This window comes from Vagococcus sp., assembly GCF_052102835.1.
Lineage (GTDB): Bacteria > Bacillota > Bacilli > Lactobacillales > Vagococcaceae > Vagococcus.
This window is the reverse complement of sequence record NZ_JBQEIL010000002.1, coordinates 309,453-333,002: the sequence shown is the minus strand read 5'-3', so window position 1 is coordinate 333,002 and position 23,550 is coordinate 309,453. Positions and strand designations below refer to the sequence as shown.

Annotated in this window: 18 protein-coding genes; 12 read left to right on the top strand and 6 right to left on the bottom strand. The window is 34.9% G+C overall.

What is annotated here, in order from left to right:
• Positions 1-96: 96 nt before the first annotated feature.
• The 3 genes from rny to ACTJFD_RS03610 form a co-directional block, all read right to left on the bottom strand.
• The gene (gene rny, locus ACTJFD_RS03620; protein ID WP_442259785.1) at positions 97-1,650 is read right to left on the bottom strand and encodes a ribonuclease Y; all 1,554 of its coding nucleotides are present in this window, start codon (positions 1,648-1,650) and stop codon (positions 97-99) included.
• A gap of 261 nt (positions 1,651-1,911) precedes the next feature.
• Entirely contained in the window at positions 1,912-3,048 is a 1,137-nt protein-coding gene (recA, locus tag ACTJFD_RS03615) for a recombinase RecA (protein ID WP_442259732.1), read from the bottom strand.
• A 92-nt stretch (positions 3,049-3,140) separates the two neighbouring features.
• The gene (locus tag ACTJFD_RS03610) at positions 3,141-4,373 is read right to left on the bottom strand and encodes a competence/damage-inducible protein A (protein ID WP_442259731.1); all 1,233 of its coding nucleotides are present in this window, start codon (positions 4,371-4,373) and stop codon (positions 3,141-3,143) included.
• A gap of 190 nt (positions 4,374-4,563) precedes the next feature.
• On the opposite strand from ACTJFD_RS03610, the gene sdaAB reads away from it, so the two are divergent.
• From sdaAB to ACTJFD_RS03575, 7 genes are all read left to right on the top strand, one after another.
• Positions 4,564-5,223: an L-serine ammonia-lyase, iron-sulfur-dependent subunit beta gene (gene sdaAB / locus ACTJFD_RS03605; RefSeq protein ID WP_442259730.1), complete on the top strand. Its 660-nt coding sequence runs from the start codon at positions 4,564-4,566 to the stop codon at positions 5,221-5,223.
• Positions 5,224-5,236: 13 nt separating this feature from the next.
• Complete coding sequence (gene sdaAA / locus ACTJFD_RS03600; RefSeq protein ID WP_442259729.1) at positions 5,237-6,106, top strand: L-serine ammonia-lyase, iron-sulfur-dependent, subunit alpha; 870 nt, start codon at positions 5,237-5,239, stop codon at positions 6,104-6,106.
• A 277-nt stretch (positions 6,107-6,383) separates the two neighbouring features.
• Positions 6,384-7,217, top strand: a complete 834-nt coding sequence (locus ACTJFD_RS03595; RefSeq protein WP_442259728.1) for an AraC family transcriptional regulator — start codon at positions 6,384-6,386, stop codon at positions 7,215-7,217.
• Between the two features lie 122 nt (positions 7,218-7,339).
• Entirely contained in the window at positions 7,340-8,605 is a 1,266-nt protein-coding gene (locus ACTJFD_RS03590; RefSeq protein WP_442259727.1) for an ABC transporter substrate-binding protein, read from the top strand.
• Between the two features lie 24 nt (positions 8,606-8,629).
• Entirely contained in the window at positions 8,630-9,520 is an 891-nt protein-coding gene (locus ACTJFD_RS03585) for a carbohydrate ABC transporter permease (protein ID WP_442259726.1), read from the top strand.
• Positions 9,521-9,535: 15 nt separating this feature from the next.
• Positions 9,536-10,363, top strand: coding sequence for a carbohydrate ABC transporter permease (locus ACTJFD_RS03580; RefSeq protein WP_442259725.1), 828 nt, complete (start codon positions 9,536-9,538; stop codon positions 10,361-10,363).
• 18 nt (positions 10,364-10,381) lie between these two features.
• Positions 10,382-12,586: an alpha-galactosidase gene (locus tag ACTJFD_RS03575; RefSeq protein ID WP_442259724.1), complete on the top strand. Its 2,205-nt coding sequence runs from the start codon at positions 10,382-10,384 to the stop codon at positions 12,584-12,586.
• A gap of 120 nt (positions 12,587-12,706) precedes the next feature.
• Here the strand turns inward: ACTJFD_RS03575 and nhaC are convergent, their stop codons facing one another.
• Positions 12,707-14,098: a Na+/H+ antiporter NhaC gene (gene nhaC / locus ACTJFD_RS03570; RefSeq protein WP_442259723.1), complete on the bottom strand. Its 1,392-nt coding sequence runs from the start codon at positions 14,096-14,098 to the stop codon at positions 12,707-12,709.
• A gap of 738 nt (positions 14,099-14,836) precedes the next feature.
• On the opposite strand from nhaC, the gene ACTJFD_RS03565 reads away from it, so the two are divergent.
• The 5 genes from ACTJFD_RS03565 (at position 14,837) to ACTJFD_RS03545 (ending at position 20,772) form a co-directional block, all read left to right on the top strand.
• A complete protein-coding gene (locus ACTJFD_RS03565; protein WP_442259722.1) occupies positions 14,837-15,778 on the top strand; it encodes a 2-dehydropantoate 2-reductase in 942 nt (313 codons plus the stop codon).
• 27 nt (positions 15,779-15,805) lie between these two features.
• The gene (locus ACTJFD_RS03560) at positions 15,806-16,873 is read left to right on the top strand and encodes a PTS sugar transporter subunit IIC (RefSeq protein ID WP_442259721.1); all 1,068 of its coding nucleotides are present in this window, start codon (positions 15,806-15,808) and stop codon (positions 16,871-16,873) included.
• A gap of 107 nt (positions 16,874-16,980) precedes the next feature.
• Positions 16,981-17,613, top strand: coding sequence for a GntR family transcriptional regulator (locus ACTJFD_RS03555; RefSeq protein ID WP_442259720.1), 633 nt, complete (start codon positions 16,981-16,983; stop codon positions 17,611-17,613).
• Positions 17,614-17,822: 209 nt separating this feature from the next.
• Positions 17,823-19,046 (top strand): quaternary amine ABC transporter ATP-binding protein, encoded by a 1,224-nt coding sequence (locus tag ACTJFD_RS03550; RefSeq protein WP_442259719.1) that lies wholly within the window; start codon positions 17,823-17,825, stop codon positions 19,044-19,046.
• Complete coding sequence (locus ACTJFD_RS03545; RefSeq protein WP_442259718.1) at positions 19,036-20,772, top strand: ABC transporter permease/substrate binding protein; 1,737 nt, start codon at positions 19,036-19,038, stop codon at positions 20,770-20,772. Before ACTJFD_RS03550 ends, ACTJFD_RS03545 begins: the two co-directional genes overlap by 11 nt.
• Before the next feature lie 110 nt (positions 20,773-20,882).
• Here ACTJFD_RS03545 and ACTJFD_RS03540 read toward each other — a convergent pair whose 3' ends face one another.
• Complete coding sequence (locus ACTJFD_RS03540) at positions 20,883-21,596, bottom strand: HAD family hydrolase (RefSeq protein ID WP_442259717.1); 714 nt, start codon at positions 21,594-21,596, stop codon at positions 20,883-20,885.
• Between the two features lie 20 nt (positions 21,597-21,616).
• Positions 21,617-23,416, bottom strand: a complete 1,800-nt coding sequence (locus tag ACTJFD_RS03535; protein WP_442259716.1) for a glycerophosphoryl diester phosphodiesterase membrane domain-containing protein — start codon at positions 23,414-23,416, stop codon at positions 21,617-21,619.
• Positions 23,417-23,550: the final 134 nt, after the last annotated feature.

The window sequence follows — 23,550 nt, the reverse complement described above, 5'->3', positions numbered from 1 at the left end:
CTCTACTAAAAATCTTCTTCCTAAGTATAAGCTATTTTCACTTAAGAATAAAAAAAAAGCTTCTTGAAATAAGGAAATCCTTATTTCAAGAAAACTTTATTTAGCATAATCAACCGCACGAACTTCACGTACGACAGTAACTTTAATATGTCCAGGATATTCTAGTTCATCTTCAATTCGTTTTCTAACATCTCTGACCAAAAGAATAGCTTCATCATCTGAAACTTCTTCAGGTTTAACAAGAACCCGAATTTCACGACCCGCTTGAATAGCATAACTTGTTTCGACTCCTGGGAAATCATTTGCTATTGTTTCTAAGCGTTCTAAACGCTTAATATAATTTTCTAACGACTCACTACGAGCGCCTGGTCTAGCTGCTGACAATGCATCCGCGGCTGCAACCAAGACTGAAATAACTGAGGTAGCTTCTACATCACCATGATGAGAAGCAACTGCATTAATAACAACACTATTTTCTTTATATTTTGTTACTAATTCAGTACCAATTTCAACATGTGAACCATCTACTTCGTGGTCTAATGCTTTACCAATATCATGAAGTAACCCTGCTCGTCTCGCTAGAATTGGATCTTCTCCAAGTTCTTCTGCTAAGACACCAGATAATTTTGCAACTTCAATCGAGTGATTTAAAACATTTTGACCATAACTCGTACGGAATCTTAGGCGACCTAAAATCTTAATTAAATCTGGATGAAGTGAATGAATACCAACTTCAAACGCTGCGTTTTCACCATATTCACGAATACGCTCATCCATTTCTTTCTTAGATTTTTCAACCATCTCTTCAATTCGTGCAGGATGAATACGACCATCTTGAATTAATTTTTCTAAGGTCATACGTGCAATCTCACGACGGATTGGGTCGAAACCTGATAGAACAACTGCTTCTGGAGTATCGTCAATAATTAAATCGATACCTGTTAATGTTTCTAACGTACGAATATTACGACCTTCACGACCAATGATACGGCCTTTCATGTCATCATTAGGTAAACTAACAACGGATACAGTTAACTCAGAAACTTGATCGGCAGCACAGCGTTGAATAGCAAGTGACAACATATTTCTTGCTTTACGATCAATTTCTTCTTTAGCACGTTGGTTACTTTCTTTCACCAAAACGGCACGCTCATGTACTAATTCTTTTTCGGTTTCATCCATGATGATTGTTTCTGCCTCGGATTTTGTAAGAGCTCCAATTTCCTCTAACTTTTCTTTTTGTTGCTCTATGATCTCCGACACTTCTTTTTCTCGTTCATCAATCAATTGTTTTTTAGAATCAATTTTCTCTTCTTTATCTTCAAGCAAGCGTTCTTTCTTTTCTAAAGAGTCATCTTTGCGATCAAGGTTAGTTTCTCTTTGTAGCAAACGGTTCTCTTGATTTTTTATTTCTACTCTTTCTTCCTTCAGCTCACTTTCGATTTCTAAACGATAATTTTGATTCTGTTCTTTTGCTTCCAACAAGTACTCTTTTTGGAGAGTTTCAGCTTCTTTTTTAGCTTGTTTCAAAATTCCCGATGCCGTTTGGTTCGCATCAAGAATATTTTTCTCATGACGAGACTTTGCAATAAAATAGCCGATTGCTAGACCTACAATTAATCCGATGATAGTTATTGGAAGGAGTATCAGTGCTGATAATGTAACCAATAAAAACACCTCCATACTATCTTTATATTTAGTTGTGAACAAATAAATATAAGAAAAAAACTTAACCATTTTAAAATTGTATGAGTATAAAACTAAACCATACACTTAATATTCTAATAGTTGTGGAATGGAGTGTCAACTTAATAATTAGCTTTTGACGCAATAGATATCAACATTTCACTATTTCATATCATTTATAATAAAAAACGAGTGGTTTGACTGAACAAAACCACTCATTATGCACTATATCTTTTTGTCATCTAATTTTAAAGGTGAGTCTTCTTTGTTTTTTTCTTTACTTTTTTCTTTGCTTTTTGCTTTATCTTTTGTTTCAACTTTATCTTTTGTTTCAGCTTTTCCTTTAACTTCTTCTTCAACTTCTTCAGCTGGACCATCCATTTCATAAGCTAAACGAACTTTTCGATAGATTTCTTCCATCATCTCAGTATGTTCGACAAGATATTTCTTAGCATTTTCACGGCCTTGACCAATTCTTTCCTCTTGATAAGAATACCATGAACCACTCTTGTCGATAATATCTTTGTCTGATGCCATATCTAACAATTCGCCTTCTTGGGAAATACCAAAACCATACATAATATCGACTTCAGCAACTTTGAAAGGTGGCGCAACTTTATTTTTAACCACTTTTATCTTAGTACGGTTTCCAATAATGTCGGTCCCGATTTTTAGTTGTTCCGCACGACGAACTTCAATCCGAATCGTTGCATAGAATTTCAAAGCACGTCCACCAGGTGTAATCTCTGGGTTACCAAACATGACACCCACTTTTTCACGAATTTGGTTAATAAAAAGGGCAATTGTTTTTGTTTTATTGATTGTTCCAGATAATTTTCTCAAAGCTTGAGACATCAGACGAGCTTGTAACCCAACATGTGAATCTCCCATCTCACCATCAATTTCCGCTCTTGGAACGAGTGCTGCCACTGAATCAATAACAACAATATCAATCGCACCACTGGAAACAAGGGCTTCAGCAATACTTAAACCTTGCTCACCAGTATCAGGCTGTGAAAGTAATAATTCATCAATATCAACACCTAAAGCTTGAGCGTATTTAGGGTCTAGAGCATGTTCAGCATCAATAAAAGCTGCTGTGCCACCCTCTTTTTGAACGGCAGCAATGGCATGAAGAGCCACAGTAGTTTTACCTGAACTTTCAGGTCCATAAACTTCCACGATTCTTCCTCGAGGATAACCACCCACACCCAGTGCTGAATCCAAAGCTAACGAGCCAGTCGAAACTGTTGAAATTCGAGTATCAACTTTTTCACCTAACTTCATAATTGATCCTTTACCAAAATCTTTTTCTATTTTTTTCAAAGCGGTATCTAGCGCTATTTTTCTATTATCGGACATTAAAGGAGCCTCCTTTTATTTTCTCTCTCTGCTTTTTCTATCATACTTGCTTTATTTTAAAAAAGCAAGAAAAACACGAACAAATATTCGGTCTACAACATTTTTCTTAATAAATTTAAACCGTGTTTAACTGCGCCGTCGCGGATATAGCCGGGACTTCGACTAATAATAAACTCATCATGTTTTTCTCCAGCTGGCGTCATTAAAACTAATATAATAGTCCCAACTTCTTGACCTTCTTTTTTTTCTGGACCTGCATTGCCAACAAGAGCTAACGTATAATCCGTTTTAAAAAGAGTTTGCCCTGCTTTCGCCATTTTTTTTGCAGTCATTAAACTAATTTCACCATTTTCTTTCAATTCTTTTACTGATAGGCCTAATAAATTTTGATAACTCTCAGCTTGATAAACGGTCACACCTCCATAAAAAACTTGTTCACTCCCTGACACTTGAGCTAATCGTTTTTGAGCTTCGCCACCCGTCATTCCTTCTATAATTGATAGCGTCTGACCTTTTTTTATTAACTGTTGGATGACAACTTCTTCTAAACTCGTTTCCTCACCATAAGCATAAAAATAGTCACCCACTAGCTCGTTTATCTTGTTTTCCATTTCATCCAACAACTTATGGCAATCTTCATCAGTATCTCCACTCGCCGTCACGCGTAACATTACTTCATTAGATTTAGCATAAGGTGCTACGGTCGGATTCGTCTGACCTTTTAAAATCTCTTTTAGTTCTTCATCCAACTTAGATTCACCAATTCCGATAAAACGCAAATAACGAGAAACCAACTTATGATCTTGTGAAAAATGTTTTTTGAGTAAGGGAACTGCCTGCTCACACATCATTCCTTTCAGTTCACTCGGCGGACCCGGTAACAATAGATAACTTGTCGATTTTGTTTGATAAAAGCAACCACATGCAAGCCCTAATGGATTCTGAATCGCTTGGCCATTTTCAATCATCAAAGCTTGTTGGCGATTATTTTCAGACATTTCTCGTTTGGACTTCTCAAAAAAATCAAGAACCTTTTTTAAGGCTATTTCATCGTAAATCAAGGGTTCACCTAAAAATTTTGCCACAGTTTGTTTTGTTATATCATCTTCTGTCGGCCCTAGTCCACCACAAAGTATGATTAAATCACTCCTTTGTCGAGCTTGCTCTAAAACTTCTAATAATCGTTGCTGATTGTCTCCTACTACTTGTTGATAATACATATCCATTCCCAAATCAGCTAATTTTTGGGAGATGTAGGCTGCATTCGTATTGACAATTTGACCCAGTAAAATTTCTGTACCTATCGCAATAATTTCTGCTTTCATAATAACTTACTTCCTATCTTTAATATACGATTTATGTTCTCTTATATTTTAACATATCTATTTTTTTTCTGTTGCGCTCTCTTTTAATTCCCTTAATTTTTAAAATTTAATTTCTTTTTCATCCTTTCTTTTCCCTTTATATGATAAAATGACAGCGATGAAGAAACAGAACTTAAAGGAGGCTTTAAAAATGGCTCAATATAAGAGTGTCTTTGATATTATCGGTCCTATCATGATTGGACCGAGTAGCTCTCATACCGCTGGTGCGGCACGCATTGGTAAAATTGTCCGTAGTATTTTTGGCGAACAACCGGAGAAAGTCGATCTCTATCTTTATGAATCTTTTGCAAAAACTTATCGGGGACATGGTACCGACTTAGCTCTAGTTGGTGGACTACTTGGAATGGAGCCTGATGATGAACGTCTGCAAGATTCCTTAAAAATAGCGCACGAAAAAGGAATGGCCGTTTCTTTTATCCCTAAAAAAGAAAAGGCAGACCATCCCAATACAGTCAAAGTCGTCGTTAAATCAAATGAACGGACCCTTTCTTGTACGGGAATTTCTATTGGCGGTGGTTCCGTTCAAATCTCTGAGCTGAATGGTTTTAAAATTAATTTAGATCTTTCAACCCCGACTTACTTAACCGTTCACCAAGATAAACCTGGTGTGATTGCTGACGTCACACGCCTACTTTCAGATAAAAAAATCAATATTGGAACTATGACTGTCACTAGAGAAGCCAAAGGTGAAAAAGCCATGATGATTATTGAAGTCGATGAGCGTGTCGAAGGCCTGATGACAGCCTTACAAAAAATTAAACATATTCATTCCGTTAGTTTCTTTGGATAGGAGGAGAATTTAAATGTTTCAAACAATTGAAGAACTTGTTAAATTAGCTGAACAAGCTGGTTCCGTTCATGAAGTCATGATTCAAGCCGAAATAGAATCTTCTCAACATTCAAGAGAAGCTATTATGCAGCACATGGAAAATAATTTAAAAGTCATGTTAAAATCTGTAGAAAAAGGCGTAGCAGGAGTAACTTCCGTCACGGGTTTAACGGGTGGTGACGCTACTCGGATGCATACTTATATTGATGAAAATCAATTTTTAAGTGGCAAAACTATTTTAAAGGCCGTCCAAAATGCGATCGCTGTCAACGAAGTTAATGCTGAGATGGGACTTATTTGTGCCACTCCAACAGCTGGAAGTGCTGGCGTTGTCGCTGGTGTCTTGGCTGCTTTAATCGAAGAAAAAAAGATAACGCTAGAACAGCAAATTGATTTTTTATTTACCGCAGGTGCGTTTGGTTTAATTATTGCTAACCAAGCCTCAATTAGTGGTGCGGCTGGCGGTTGCCAAGCTGAAGTTGGTTCTGCTAGTGCAATGGCTAGTGCAGCTATCGTTGAATTAATGGGTGGAACACCTGAACAATCTGCTCAAGCCGTTGCGATTACTTTAAAAAATATGTTAGGGCTTATTTGTGACCCTGTGGCTGGATTAGTTGAAGTGCCATGCGTTAAGCGAAATGCCTTAGGTGCAAGTCAAGCCTTTATCTCAGCCGATATGTCACTTGCTGGAATAAAGAGTGTCATTCCACCTGATGAGGTCGTTGAGGCAATGTATCAAGTTGGCCAACAAATGCCTTCTATTTTTAAAGAAACTGCTGAAGGCGGCTTAGCAACCACTAAAACAGGCCAAGAAATTTTACACCGCATCTATCAACAAGATTAAAAATAAAAAACGGAGTCTTTAATGTATGCCCCCATAAGTTAGACTGACATTCTAATTTTGGGACAGCACTACAAAAAGCTCCGTTTTTTATTTTATACTAAAACATATTTTTAGTATAAAACCATAAGAAAATGATTTTTTTCACTCTTACTTGAGCTGAATAATCTTAATAATATTTATTTTTAAAATTTTATAGTAAAATAAAATTTGCTTATTAAGTGACCAGAACAAATGGTAATTTTTAAATAAATTTAAGACAATTAAGAGGTGGATATTAATGATTCGTAATTATCGAGATATTTTTATCAATGAAGAACTTTTTACTGATTTTTATTTTTACAATGTCGGTTATGAAGCCTGTCATCCAGATCATTCTTACGGCCCTCATATTCGTGATGGGTATGTGATCCACTATGTCGTTTCGGGTCAAGGTACTCTTGAAACGGATGGTCATACCTACCACTTAAAAAAAGGAAATTTTTTTCTAATTCGTCCGGATAAAACAGTTTTTTATTACGCTAATCCAAAAAACCCTTGGACTTACTACTGGTTTGGTTTTGATGGAAAACAAGTCATCTCGGTTTTAAGTGGCTGTAATATCCAACAAAATACAGTCGCAGGTAATATCGTTGGTGATATTGAGTCTATTTCTGAAAAATTTGAATATTTAATTAATGCTGACTATTTTAATGCCAATAAACGTCTACAAATTTACTCAGTCTTTTTTGATTTATTTTATCAATTGGATGGTGGAAATGTCACAAATAAAACGTTACTCAATCAAACGCTAAAAAAGAAATACAGTGATACTTTTATGCTTTACGTCAAAAAACATTATATGTTTCATAATTTAACGATTACGGGTATTGCTAAAAGCATGAACTTAAATCCCTCTTATCTCAGCCAAGTCATCAAAGATGAACTTGGTATTCCCCCAATGGTTTACCTCAAAAAATATCGTTTATACCAAGCTTCGATTTTACTAGAAGTCGGGGGGTTTTCTGTTACAGAAGTTGCTGAAATGGTTGGCTATGAAAGTATCCAATCCTTTTCAAGAATTTTCAAAGAAGAATTTGGACAAGCTCCTTCACTCTACAAGGGTCAACACTAAAAGGTTTCTTCCTCGTTATTTTATTTTTACTAAAATTCAGATAAGTTTTACTAAAAAAACGACAAGGGAATTGTAAGCGTTTTATGATATTCTTAGTTTATCAAAGAAACGGGGGAGTCAACATGAAAAAATGGGTTTTACGCAGTTTAGCACTAATGGCACTAGGGGGAATTTTAGTAGGTTGTGGAGCTAAAAAAGACGAATCTAAAAAAGGAGCTAATGAGCAACAAACCATTACTTATGCGATTTGGGATACAAACCAAGAAGCTGGTATGAAAAAAATGGCAGACGCTTTTGAAAAAAAACAGCCGAATATTAAAGTCAACGTTGAAGTAACACCTTGGGATCAATACTGGACCAAATTAGATGCTGCCGCTACAGGGGAAAGTCTCCCTGATGTTTTTTGGATGCATTCGAATGAAGTACACCGTTATATGAGTAATGGTATCTTACAAGATTTAAACGCACTAACCAAAAACAACAAAAAAATTAATATGAATAAATTTCCAAAAGAAATTTCTCAACTTTATTCCTTAGAAAATAAGCAATATGCTATTCCTAAAGATATTGATACAATTGCCTTATGGTATAACAAAACCTTATTTGACAAAGCTGAGCTAGCCTATCCAGATGACTCTTGGACATGGGATACTTTCTTGGAAACGGCTAAAAAATTAACCGATGAAAAAAATGGCATCTACGGCTTTGCTGCTCCTAACAATGGACACGAAGGGTATTGGAACTTTATCTATCAAAACGAAGGTAAAATTTTAAATGATGATCGTACAAAATCAGCATTCAATCAACCTAATACTGAAGAAGCAATGCAATTTTATACTGATTTAATCAACAAACATCACGTATCTCCAACTGCAGAACAACTTTCTGAAAACAAACCTGTTTCATATATGCAATCAGGACGCCTGGGGATGGGACTATTTGGATCTTGGATGTTAGCAGACTTTAAAGCTAACGACTATATGGTTAAAAATACTGACGTTGCGGTCTTGCCTAAAGGTAAAACAAGAGCGACTGTTTATAATGGATTAGGTAACGCTGTTTCTGCTTCTAGTAAAAACAAAGAAGCTGCACTTGATTTTGTTGCTTTCCTAGGTTCTGAAGAAGCAAACCTAATTTCAGCAGAAATGGGTTCAGCCATTCCAGCTTATGAAGGAACAAGCGCTAAATGGATTAATAGTTCAAAAGAATTTAATACTAAAGTTTATATCGATATGATGGACTATGATGTCATTCGTCCATTTTCAAATCAAATGCTAAAAGTTGAAACTATTGAAACAGATAATTTAGCTGACTTATTAAACAACAAAGCTTCTGTTACTGACGTTTCTAAAAAAATGGTTAAAGAAGTCAATGAAGTTTTGAAGTAGGATATTTAGAGGGGGGCTTTACATATGCTACAATTAAAAAAATATAAAAAGGATCAAATCTTTTGGGGGATAATTTTCATTGCCCCCACCTTGCTTGGTCTTATGGTCTTGAATATTATTCCAGCCATTCAAACGTTAATTATGAGTTTTCAAAAATCAGGGGGATTCGGAAAAACTCAATGGGCTGGTTTAGAAAATTATCAAAAATTATTTAGCGATACCGAAGTTTGGCAAGCGGTCGCTAACACCTTGCTTTATACTATCATTGCAGTGCCTTTTATCATTGTTTTATCGATGATTTCAGCACTTTTACTGAATCAAAAAATCAAAGGCATTTCCTTTTATCGTACTCTTTTCTTCTTACCTGTGGTTGCAACACCAGCTGCCGTAGCGATGATTTGGCGATGGTTATTTAACTCTGATTATGGCATTATCAACGTGCTTCTTGAAAAAATCGGAATTGATGGTCCCAGTTGGTTAACTAATCCACATACGGCAATTATTGCAATCGCCATTGTAGGTATCTGGAGTACGGTCGGTTATAACATGGTTTTACTTCTTTCAGGCCTACAAGAAATTCCAAAAGACTTTTATGAATCAGCAAATATTGATGGAGCAAGTCCAATTAAACAATTTTTTTCCATCACATTACCTTTAGTCACACCAACGCTTTTCTTTGTTCTCGTGACAACTATCATCAACTCACTTCAAGTGTTTGACTTAATTTTTATGATGATTGATAAGACCAATGCTGCTTTACCAAAAACGCAATCACTAGTTTACCTATTCTACAAACATTCTTTCATTATGAATGATAAAGGGTATGGTTCTGCCATTGTGATGATTTTACTGATGATTATCATGCTAATTACTGCTGTTCAAGTGAAGTTACAGAAAAAATGGGTTAACTATTAAGGGGGATAATAGCGAATGAAAAACACAACCAAGCGAAACAAACTCATTATTCATGTTCTACTCATCGTTGGTGCGTTAGCGATGGTTTTACCATTCATCTGGATGATCTTAACTTCTGGTAAAACACTGGAAGAATCAGTACTCGTGCCACCAACGATTTTTCCAGAACATTTTCAATGGAGCAATTTTGACATTGTTCTTGATAAACTACCTTTTATCGCTTTCTACGTTAATACTTTCTTGATGATTCTTTTCAGAATTATCGGCTCTGTTTTATTTAGCGCAATGGCCGCTTATGCTTGTGCTCGTTTAGAGTTTCCAGGACGTAACCTATTTTTCGGTCTCGTTCTATTACAAATGATGATTCCAACTCAAATATTTATCATTCCACAATACCTATTAGTTCAAAAAATGAATTTACTAAACTCGGTACCAGCTCTTGTCTTACCTGGAATTGTCAGTGCATTTGGCACCTTTTTGTTACGTCAATTTTTCTTAGGTTTGCCTAGTGAATTAGAAGAAGCTGCTAAGTTAGACGGCTGTAATATTTGGCAAACCTTTTTTAAAGTCATGCTTCCCTTAGCTAAATCAGGGTTAGTTGCACTTTCAATCTTTACTGGGTTATTTGCCTTTAAAGACTTAATGTGGCCCTTAGTGGTTAATATGTCAATTGATAAAATGACTTTATCTTCTGGATTAGCTAATTTACAAGGGCAATACACCACCAACTATCCACAATTGATGGCTGGATCACTACTTGCTATTTGGCCAATGGTCATTATTTTTATTATTTTTCAAAAGAAATTTATTGAAGGGATTGCTACCTCTGGTGGTAAATTATAAGAAAGTCGGTGTCTTCTCTTGATTCATATTAATAAAAAACAACATATTTTCCATTTATCTAATCATAAAATCAGCTATATTATCACCCTCGTAAAAGGTGTACCAACACAAATTTACTTCGGAAAAAAAATAAAGCATTATTCTAATTATCATCATTATCCAACTGGAACTCGTGGCTCTTTTGCTCCTAACTTCCCAGGAGATACAGTGAATGAACATAGTTTAGCTGCTCTTTTACAAGAGTATCCAGGTGCTAATCAAGGTGACTATCGACAACCTGGTTTTGAAGTGAGCTTTCCTGATGGAGCTTCCAACGCGACTTTTCGTTATGATCGTTTTGAAATCATTGAAGACGTCGTTTCTCCTAAAGGATTACCCAGTTGTCAACGGGCTAAAGCTGATGTGACTACCTTACGTTTAATTCTAAAAGATGTTATATCTTCTCTTGAATTAAGCCTATATTATACGATTTTCAAAGATTCTCCTTTCATCATTCGTAAAACAGAGCTTACTAACTTAAGTGATGAAGTCATCAAAATAAATCAGCTTGCTTCTTTTAATCTTGATTTACCCGAAGCAAACCAAGAACTAATTCATTTACCCGGAACTTGGGGAGCAGAAAGACAGTTAACAAGAGAAAAAATCTCAATTGGAATTAAACGCTTAGAAAGTCGTCGGGGTACGAGTAGCCACAATCAAAATCCATTTTTTGCGATTGTTGATCCCAAAACTACAGAAAGACAAGGAGATGTCTTAGGTTTTTCACTTATTTATAGTGGTAACCACGAAATGATCATCCAAAAAGATTCTTATGAACAACTTCGCTTACAAATGGGAATTAATCATGAGACCTTTCAATGGAAACTTAATCCAGATGAATCTTTTATTACACCTGAAGCTATCTTAGGCTATAGTGAACATGGTCTAACCGACTACTCGCAACAATTACATCAATTTATCCAAAAACACATCGTCCGTTCTAAATTTAAAGATCAGGTTCGACCTATTTTAATGAATAATTGGGAAGCAACTTATATGGCCTTTACAGAAGAAAAAATTGTCGAGTTAATGGAGGAAGGAGCTAATTTAGGAGTTGAACTTTTCGTTTTAGATGATGGTTGGTTTGGCAAACGAAATTCAGATGATTCTAGCTTAGGAGACTGGTTTGTCAATGAAGAAAAATTACCCAAAGGTTTAAGTTATCTAGCCGAGCAGGCAAATCAACGAGGAATTGATTTTGGATTATGGTTAGAACCTGAGATGGTAAGTCCGAACAGTGAACTCTTTAGAAATCATCCTGACTGGGTCATTCACTATGATAAACGTGGAATTTCACCAGCCCGAATGCAGTATGTTCTCGATTTAGGACGAGAAGACGTTCAAGATTATCTATTCACTACTATTGCTGCCATTTTAAACTCAGCCAACATTTCTTACATAAAATGGGATATGAATCGTAACTTCTCAGAAACCTATGCTAATCAGTTAGCTGCCGACCAACAAGGAGAAGCTGCCCATCGTTTTGTCTTAGGGCTCTATGCACTTTTAGAACGAATTACGAAAGCCTTTCCTGATGTTTTGTTTGAAAGCTGTTCCGGCGGAGGTGGTCGTTTTGATTTAGGTATGTTAGCTTTTATGCCTCAAATTTGGACTAGTGATAATACAGATGCAATCGAACGTTTAAAAATACAGTATGGTACTAGTTTAGCCTATCCAATCGCATCGATGGGAGCCCATGTGTCAGCCTCTCCAAATCATCAAAATGGACGTATGACAACGATGGCTACTAGAGGAAACGTTGCAATGTCTGGTTTGCTAGGTTATGAATTAGACTTAACTATTTTAACAACAGATGAAAAAGAAGAAATGAAACAACAAATTGCATTTTATAAAAAGCATCGTCAATTAATCCAGTATGGTGACTTCTATCGTATCAGTTCACCTTATGAAGGAAATGAAACGGCATGGATGTTCGTCTCTCAAGATAAATCCGAGGCAATTTTCTTCTACTGTCATGTCTTAACTTTTGCTTCACCTGCTTTAAAAATCTTAAAACTTCAAGGACTAGCACCTGAACAACAATATCATTTTGAAAATGGGCAAGCTATATACGGTGATGAACTGATGAACATTGGAATGTATGCTTTGGTTCAAAATCATCAAAAAGCTTTTGGGGATTTTGAAACACAATTTATATACATCTCAACTAAAACCACTAATTAAACATTTAAAGTAACCCTACCTAAAAAAACACATCAAATCAACCTTTTTAAAAAAGAGATTTGATGTGTTTTATTTTTATTATTTATTCATTTATTAATTCTATTTATCGTAGATATCTTTTTAAAATTCTGGTTGACTTTTAATTTTAGAAACACCAATGCCTGTCACTGCACTAACAATTGAGAAAACAGGTGAAAGAATACTGAATAAAGCAAATGGTAAGTAAACTAATGTCGGTACTCCAAACGTATTCGCAACAAAACTACCAGCTATTCCCCATGGTATCAAATAATTCACCACGGTCCCTCCATCTTCTAATGTTCGGCTTAAAACAACAGGTTCAAGATTCATTTTTTTATAAACATCTTTAAATGCGTTTCCTGGTAAGATTACAGATAAAAATTGTTCACCTATAAATAAGTTAACACCAATACTTGAGAACAATGTGACAATGATTAATTGTTTTTCAGAAGATAGATGCTTAGCGACTGATTCTATGACTGTCGAAACTAAGCCAATCTCCATTAACATCCCTCCTAATGAAAGGGTTAAGATAATCAGTAAAACGGTTGGTAACATACTCGTAATCCCACCTCTTGAAAGAAGAGTATCAATCTGTTCATTTCCAGTTTCTGAAATAAAACCTGTTTCGACAACTTGAGCCAATTTAGGTAAAATACTCCAACCATTCTGGAATAAAATCATGACCATGCCCAAAAGAACGTTTAATAAGATTGTAATCACCGCTGGAATTTTTTTCCAAGCACAAAGTAACATAAAGAGAATTGGAAATAATGACCAAACAGAGATCGAAAAATGGTGTTCCAAGACCTGAGTCACCACTCTAATTTCTTTTAAATCAGCTTGACTTGTATTAAAACCTAAAACTGCAAAAGCAACTAAAGATACCACAAACGCTGGAATTGTTGACCACATCATATTTTTTATATGTTTAAATAAATCAGCTCCAACAATGGCTGACGCTAAATTCGTTGATTCTGAAAGTGGCGACATTTTATCCCCAAACACTGAACCTGAGACAATCGCACCCACCACTAAGGCTGGGTTCAACCCCAGTGTGGTTCCAATTCCAAAAAAAGCAATCCCTATCGTTGACATAACTGTAAAGGCACTCCCAATGGCACTCCCAATAACGGCACACACGATAAAAACAGAAGGAACAAACCACTTCACACTAATTAATTTAAAACCATAAACCATTAACGTTGGAATAATCCCAGCTTGAATCCAAACAGAGATCAGTGCTCCAACTAAAAGAAAGATAAAAATAGGGATTAATCCAGGTAACAAGCCTTTTTCAATTCCTTGATTGACTAACTCTAACGGCAATCGTCTAACCAACACATAAAGAATAACAAAAGTAATTGCCACTAAAATGGCAATATTCGGCGATAGTTTTAAACCAATCACACACAATGAAATGCCCATCACAACCAACAATAATACGATGCTAGCTTCTAATAAACTTATTTTTTTATTCATTTCCCTCATCCTTTCAAATTTGACTCATATTTATCCATTTGAAAGATAACGAATAATCCCACCACAACTTGTTTTTTCCACTTTTATTCCTCCTAATAATGCACAAAAAAAGTTCACCCTTAACAGACTTGTTAAGGGCGAACTTTTCCGCGGTACCACCTTATTTTTAAACAAAAATTGTTTTCTCTTGTCATTATATTAAAATAATTGTCACACTTTTAGTGTACTTCATAAAATAAAGGCGATCGATTTTCAGCAACCATCGATTTTCTAAGACGACCATTCATTCATTACTGCGCTAAAAGTTTTAATTGTTATCAATCATAGCTAGTCATAATATAAATGTCAAGCTCTTTGATAATCTTTTTCATTAGGTACTCTTTTTTAATATTAAAATAAAATGATAGAAACTACTTTTACAAAAAAACGCTTTCGTTATTTTATTTAAAAAAACTATCTATTGTTGTTGATTATGTTACAATACTAACAACCGTAATTGATTATAAAAAGATTAGAAAGATGATTTTTAGATTAAATTGATATTGTTATCAATATTTGGTTTTATTCTTTTAACTCTATCTTAATTAGAATAAATTTTATTAAAAAAAGCTTTAAATCAACTCAAATTAATAGTTATTCTTTTCACAAACTTTTTATCAGGCAATTTTAATTACATTTTCTGAAAATTACCTTATAATTTACTTGTTAAACAAAACACAAACCTATCAAAGAAAGGATGTTTTATATATGAAAATTGCAATCGCAGGTGCCGGAGCTATGGGAAGTCGCTTTGGTTTAATGCTTCACGAATCAGGAAATGAGGTTATCCTTATTGATCAATGGCCTGATCATATTAAAGCCATTCGCGAAAATGGACTAATTGCTAATTTTAATGGTGAAACAATCGTTGCCCAAATTCCAATCTATGCTCCTGAAGAAGTCGCATCGTTGGATCAAGAAGTTGATTTAATTATTGCTTTAACAAAAGCTAATCAATTAGATGCTATGTTTAATTCTATCAAATCACTCATCAATGAAACGACTCATGTTATCTGTTTGTTAAATGGGTTAGGTCACGAAGATGTTATCTCTAAATACGTAGCCAAAGAACAAATTTTATTAGGAATCACGATGTGGACTGCTGGTTTAGAAGGTCCTGGTAAAGCTAAATTATTTGGAACAGGTGAAGTTGAACTTGAGAATATTGAGCCTGCTGGAGCTGATTTTGCTAAAAAAGTAACAGAAATCTTTACTGAAGCTGGCCTAAATGCCGTTTATAGCGATAATGTTAAGCATTCTGTTTGGAGAAAAGCTTGCGTTAACGGTACTTTAAATGGATTATGTACTATTTTAGACTGTAATATTACTGATTTAGGAACACAAGCTGTTTCAGAAAATATGATTCGTACAATTATTCATGAGTTTGCAACAGTGGCTTTAAAAGAAAATATCACATTGGATGAAGAAGAAGTTTATCAACATGTCGCTACTACCTTTGACCCTAATGGCGTTGGTTTACACCACCCTTCAATGCATCAAGATTTAATTAAAAATAATCGTTTAACTGAAATTGATTACATCAATGGCGCTGTAAGCCGCAAAGGGCAAGCTCTTCAGATTGCAACACCTTATTGTGATTTCTTAACTAGCTTAGTTCACGCTAAAGAAGGAATTTTAAAAGCTAAATAATTCTAGTTACTTAATGGAGGAATAAAAATGTACGAAAAAGTGAGTCCTAAAGAATTTTTTAACAAAGTTTTAGCTGGAACAGCAACTGGTATTATTGTTGGTTTAATTCCCAATGCTGTTTTAGCAGCCATTTTAAATCTATTTACAGGAAGCCCTGTCGCAGCCTTTATTACACAAGGTGTGGTTATCTTCCAAGTGGCAACGCCCCTTTTAATCGGAGCCTTAATCGCATTACAATTCAAGTTTAACCCCTTAGACATGGCCATTGTTGCCGGTGCAGCTTATGTTGGTTCTGGGGTCACCAAATTTAATCCCGCTGTTATTAATCCAGTGACAGACCTACCCGTTTATGTTTCTGCTGGTACGGGTGACTTAATCAATACTATGATTACAGCTAGTTTAGCTATTTTATTAACACTCTTCATTGGTGAAAAATTTGGTTCAGTTAAAATTGTCTTATCTCCCATCATTATTGGTGCTGGTAGTGGTTTAATTGGCCTCTTGATTTTACCTTATATTTCAAAAATCACAGGTGCGATTGGTAATTTAATCAACTCATTTACAAACTTACAACCGATTTTAATGAGTGCCCTGATTACTTGTTTCTTTGCAATTTTAATCATCTCACCTATTTCAACAGTAGCCATCGGTTTAGCGATTCAATTGAATGGTGTTTCTGCTGGAGCTGCAGCCATGGGAGTTGCCGTAACTGCCATTGTTCTCGTCGTTCATTCTTGGAAAACGAATAAATCTGGAATTACAATCGCTATCGCTGCTGGTGCTATGAAAATGATGATGCCTAATCTCTTCAAACATCCTATTATTTTATTGCCCATCTTAACAACTTCAATTATTTCATCAATACCAGTCGCTTTATTCCAAGTTTCTGGTACACCACAATCTGCTGGTTTTGGTTTAGTTGGTTTAGTTGGTCCTTTAAAATCAATGGATATGGGAGAAGCAAGTATTAGCATTGTTACAGCATTAATTGTTTGGTTCCTAATCCCAATCGTAGCCGCTTTAATTTCTCGTTTTGTTTTCCAAAATGTTTTACACATTTACGATGAAAAGAAAGCTTTTGCTTACCTAGGTTAATATTAATAAAAAGGCGATGATTCATTTCATCGTCTTTTTTTGTTGCAACTTTCATTAAATTTAGTAAGATAATGTTAGACGTCATTTAGAATAAGGAGGTTTTTCTTATGGAGCCTATAAAACAAATTGCTTTACCCAAATATCAACAAGTCGCACTTGATATTAGCGAACGAATTGCCGATGAGCGTTATCCTGTTGGAGCGAAACTACACGCACGCTCAACATTAGCTAATACTTTTAGTGTTTCTCCAGAGACAGCTCGCAAAGCGGTTAATGTTCTCGTTGATTTAGAAATTGTAGAATCCAAACATGGCAGTGGAGTCACCGTCGCTTCTAAAAACAAAGCCATTAGCTTTTTAGAACAATATAAAAATGTCCAATCCATTCAACAAATTAATAGTGATATTTATCAAAGCATTGATAAGCAACGACACGAACTTAATCAAATTTCAACTTTGATTAATAACCTCGCTATCCAAACTAAAAAAATGCACCACGAAAGCATCTTTGTTCCTTTCGAATTATATTTAACTGACCAAGCGCATCATCTTAATAAAAGTATTAGTGAATTAAATTTATGGCATGAAACAGCGGCAACCATTATTGGAATCTCACATCAAGATAACATACTCCTTTCTCCTGGCCCCTATGCTAAATTTAGTTCTGATGACACTATCTATTTTGTTGGAGATGAATTCAGTAAACAACGGATGACCAATTTTTTCTATCCTGAAAATTAAATGATTCATTAAACATGACTGAAAAAGTCATGTTTTTTTGTTTTTATTTCAGAAAACAAATGTTCATTTTCGGACAATACTTGTAAAATATGAGTTTCTTACCTTTGACAAAGTGACCACATGATGTTAACCTTGTATGGTCACTTATTGATATTTCTTTCTGAAACAAGTTAGAAAATTACATAAAACATAGAAAGGGAGAGATTTATATGGCAAAAGTTAAAGTTCAACACTTAACGAAAGTTTTTGGTAAAAAAAGTCATACTGCTCTAAATATGATTAAAGAACAAAAACCAAAAACAGAAATTTTTGAAAAAACTGGCGCAACCGTTGGGGTCTATGATGTTAATTTTGAAATCAATGATGGTGAAATTTTTGTAATCATGGGATTATCAGGTAGTGGAAAATCAACACTTATCCGTTTGGTCAATCGTTTGATTGAACCAACTTCAGGTGAAATTTATATTGATGGCGATGATATTGCGAAAGTTAGTAAAGAAGAATTACGAGAAATTCGTCGTCACAAAATGAGTATGGTATTTCAAAACTTTGGACTGTTCCCACATCGAACAATCCTTGAAAATACTGAATTAGGATTAGAATTACGAGGAGTTGAACCTGAGGAAAGAACACAACGAGCTGAAAAAGCTTTAGAAAACTCTGGTTTACTTTCTTTTAAAGACCAATATCCAGATCAATTATCTGGTGGGATGCAACAACGGGTTGGACTCGCTCGTGCTTTAGCAAATGATCCAGAAATCTTATTAATGGATGAAGCTTTCTCTGCACTGGATCCTTTAATTCGTCGTGAAATGCAAGATGAATTAATTGATTTACAGGCCAATGTCCAAAAAACAATTATCTTTATTACTCACGATTTGAATGAAGCTTTAAGAATTGGTGATCGAATCGCTTTAATGAAAGATGGTCAAATCATGCAAATTGGAACAGGTGAAGAAATCTTAACCAATCCAGCTAATGATTATGTACGAGAGTTCGTTGAAGATGTCGATCGTTCTAAAGTCTTAACGGCACAAAATATTATGGTGCCCGCACTAACCACAAATATTGAGATTGATGGTCCTGCCGTTGCCTTAACTAAAATGCGTAGTGAAGAAGTTAGTATGTTGATGGCTATTGATAAAAAGCGTCAATTAAAAGGAATTATTAGTGCTGATGAAGCCGTCCGAGCACGTAAAGAAAAACTAACCTTAACTGATATTTTAGAACACAACGTCACTACGGTTACAAAAGATATGTTAGTTAGCGATATCTTTAATTTAATTTATGATTCGCCAACTCCAATCGCTGTTGTTGATAATCATCGTTTACTCGGCGTTATTATCCGTGGTGCTGTGATTGAAGCTCTTGCTTCTAATGACAGCGACAACCAAACAGATGACAAAGAGGAGGTTCCAACACATGTACAATAATTTTATGTTATTCGCTAAATTACCTGTCGCCGATTGGATTGAGAACATAACAGACTGGATGACGACTCATTTTGCTGGTCTCTTCTCTTTCTTCCAATCTTCAGGCCAACACTCAATGGATGGAATTACGAGTGCCTTACTTTTTATTCCGCCTTTGCTCTTTATACTTGCTTTAACCGCAATCGCTTTTTTAATTAGCCAACGTAAATATGGCTTAACACTCTTTACTTTCATTGGTCTTTTATTTATTTATAACCAAGGACTATGGAATGATCTAATGAGCACCTTTACTTTGGTTCTTATTTCAAGTTTAGTTTCCGTAATTATTGGAGTACCTCTTGGTATTCTAATGGCGAAAAGTGATCGAGCTCAAAGTATTATAAAACCGATGCTCGATTTTATGCAAACAATGCCAGGTTTTGTTTATCTAATTCCAGCCGTTGCCTTCTTTGGTATTGGTATGGTCCCTGGTGTTTTCGCTTCCGTTATTTTTGCTTTACCCCCTACCGTTCGCTTTACTAACTTGGGGATTCGTCAAGTACCTAGTGAACTTGTAGAAGCTTCCGACTCATTCGGTGGTACAGGTTGGCAAAAATTATTTAAATTAGAATTACCATTAGCTAAAGGGACTATCCTAGCAGGGATTAATCAAACAACGATGCTCGCTCTTTCAATGGTTGTCATTGCTTCAATGATTGGTGCTCCTGGTTTAGGACGTGGTGTTTTATCCGCTCTCCAACGTGCCCAAGTTGGTAATGGTTTTGTTAACGGTGTGGCTCTCGTTATTCTAGCGATTATTATTGACCGTTTTACGCAAAATTTAAATCAATCAAAAAGAAAATCAAACAAACAAGCTAGTGTTTTCAAAAGTAAAAAAATTAAAGTGTATAGTATCGCTACGATTGTTGTCGTCGTGATTGGATTTGTTGGAGTGAGCTCTTATCTCTCTAATTCAAAACAAAAAGATGAAATTAACTTAGCTTATGTTGAATGGGATACTGAAGTTGCCTCGACACATGTTGTTGGTCAAGTTTTAAAAGACATGGGCTATCAAGTAAACATTACTCCTCTTGATAATGCAATTATGTGGCAATCCGTTGCCAAGGGTGAATCAGATGCCATGGTTGCTGCTTGGTTACCGAACACACATGCTTCTCAATATAAACAGTATAAATCTCAAGTTGATCTTCTAGGAACTAACCTTGAAGGTGCAAAACTAGGTTTAGTCGTTCCAAGTTATATGGATGTTGATAGTATTAAAGATCTTAATGAACAAGCAGGTAAAAAAATCACTGGTATCGAACCTGGTGCTGGTGCAATTAATCTTGCCAATGAAACGTTAAAAGCCTATCCTAATCTAAATGACTGGACGGTCGAAACTTCTTCTTCAGGAGCAATGACTGTTGCTTTGGGTCAAGCAATTAAAAAGAAAGAACCCATTGTTATTACAGGTTGGTCTCCTCATTGGATGTTTGCTAAATATGATTTAAAATATTTAGAAGATCCTAAAAAAGGAATGGGTGGCGAAGAAACAATCAATACTATTGCACGTAAAGGGTTAGAAAAAGATCAACCTGAAGCTTACAAAGTATTGAAAAACTTTAATTGGAAAAAAGAAGACATTGAAGAAGTGATGTTAGCTGTTAATAACGGTGCTTCTCCAGAGGAAGCTTCTAAACAATGGATTTCTGAACACCAAAAAGAAGTAGAGGCTTGGAAAAAATAATTAAAATCACCTTAATAAAAAAGCCCTTGTCAGTTCACTAATGAACTGACAAGGGCTTTTTTAGTTTTAACATTAGGGTTTCAAGAGCTAGTGTTTACGAATTTTTTAATTCATTCATCTATTAAAGATTGAAGTAATTCTAACAGTTTATCAGCTGGTCCTACTTCATAGGTTGGTAAAATAGAAGTCTCCGGGTCAAGTTGTTTACCATATTTATTCAACCAGATGACTCTCCAACCGGCGTTCCAACTCCCAACCACATCATTTTCGAAAGAGTCACCTATATAAAGGCAATCTTCTTTCTTAACTTTCATTGCCGTTTCAACATACCTAAAAATATCTTTCGATGGCTTCATAAAACCAATCGCTCCAGATATAAATTGATTTTTTTCTGGAAACCATCGTTCAACCTTGAGTTGTTTCAATTTTTTTTGTTGATGTTCTTCAGGGCCATTGGTTAATAAGCCAATTTGAACTTTCTTTAGATCTAACCAATCTAACAAGGCAATCATGTCAGTCCTCATTTCGATTTCACCTTGTTTTTCTTGATACTTTTTTTGCAATAGATGCGCTGTTTCATCCGAAACAATCACTCCCGAATCCCGTAACGCTTCGCGCATCCGATAAATACGCATCACCTCTATTGGGATTTCCCCTGCTTCTACAGCATGGAATTGTGCATCACTATGAAACCTGAATCGTAAATACAAGTGTCGCATTGTCTCATTTTTAAATTTCTTTGGATAAAAAGACTCGATTGCTTGAGCAAATGGTGTCACTTGATCATATAGCGTATCGTCCACATCAAAAATAATAACAGTCATCTAATCCCTCTTTCTTTCATCTATCCCATCCCAATAACAAAGTACATAATTTTATCAGAATACGTCATTTCTTCCGAATGGTTAATCGTTTGATTTAGTAATGCCATTCGATCGGTAATCATCCCATCTACCCCATAAAACAACATCCGGTTCATCGTATCTTTATCATTTGGTGTCCATACATATACCTTTTTACCGTCAGAATGAGCAGATTCAATAAAATTTTGATTTAAGGTCGTATATTCAATGGTAAAAAAGTCCATTAAGCCTTTTGGAGGACCAACAACACTAAACGGTAAAATGTAACCGACGTTCAAGTCAGGTGCCTTTTCTTTTAATTCTTGAACGGTGTCATATGTCAATGACTGGATTGTATGCCCCTCTTCTCGTATCTCTTTTCCATAACGTTCAATAAAAAACGGCACTAAGTCTGGGCTGTCATTTTTTGTCGTCTTAATTTCAATTAATAATTTTTGTTTTATTTTTTTAGCTTCCGCTAAGTAAGCGTCAAAAGAAATAATTTTAGCCTCTTGACCATTTTCTTTAACAGTCAAAGTTTCTAACTCTTTTAAAGTTAATTCATATGGTTTTTTAGCAACTTTAGTTAAAGGTTTCAAATCAAAATCGTGATAGACAACAAATTCATGATCTTTTGTTTCTTGAATATCCATTTCAACATAATCTGGATGTGTCACTTCGCTCGTTAATTTTAATGCTTCTAATGAGTTTTGAACATGATTTTGATTATCTACCCCACGATGAGAAATAGTTAAAACATTATGATTTAGTGGCTGACTTAAGAAATAATAATTTGAAGTACCTAAACTAAGCAAGACGATCAAAACAGAGATAAAACTTAAAAAAAGTTTTAAAGGATAGTATTTAACGACTTTTTTAGCCGAACTCTGATACCATTCTGGATCTTTTAAAATCATTTTGTTCACTAACATATAGTCAATGATGACATAAAAAAGGCCAACTGCAGAAAATAAAAGGTTGATTAGAAGGACCCCTTGGATCAAAGTCATTATTAAAACGGCGCTTTCTAATGCAATAACTGGTATGAACGCTTCAATTCCAGTTTGAAGCAATAGCAAAAGTCCAGATAAGCCTCCAACTACTAATGAAATCGTTAGCATGACCATCGCTAAACGAATAAAAACTTTGATAAAATGTTGCTTCGTTTCTTGCCAACTTATTTTTATAGCCTTTTTTAGCGTTCGATTATTAAAAATAAGCTCTGGTAAAACAAAAATCAATCGAATCGATAAATATAAGAAAAAAAGATAAAGAAGAATAACTGCTGAGACAATGAAAACTCGATTAGCAAACACGACATCTAAAATAAAAACGGGAATTTTAATTTTGGTCAATAATTCTGAATTAAATTTAATTCCACCAATTGGAGCTACTAAGAAAAAATAAAAAAAGAAAAATAAAACAACCCCTTTATTTACTTTTCTAAGCTGAGATAACGTCCCCTTAACTAATTGTTTCACTGTTATTGGTAATTTCTTTTGAATAAAATAAACACTTTGCATCAAAAATGCAATTTCAAAAAAGAGTGTCACCAATAATAGCAGCAATAAACCAAGTAAACCTAAAAAAACAAAAGGATGATTTAATAGTATATCTCCCAAATTATCATAAGAAAGATATGAAATACTACCCTGATCTAACAAAAAAGTCGCCAAACCTACTAGTGATGGAATAAAAATCACGAGAATAAAAAAATGAATAAAAACAACATCTCTAAAATAATGCGTTGCATTTTTTAGAAACGACTGAAGCAATTTGATATTTTCTTTAATTTGTTTCATTTTCAACCTCCCAATTAACGATAATTAGTTACTCTTAAAAAATGAATCTACAAAAATAATCACAACTTTAGTCTAGATTAAAAAAACGATTAAAAAAACACTAAAATTATATACGACTATTTAGCTAAAAAAAC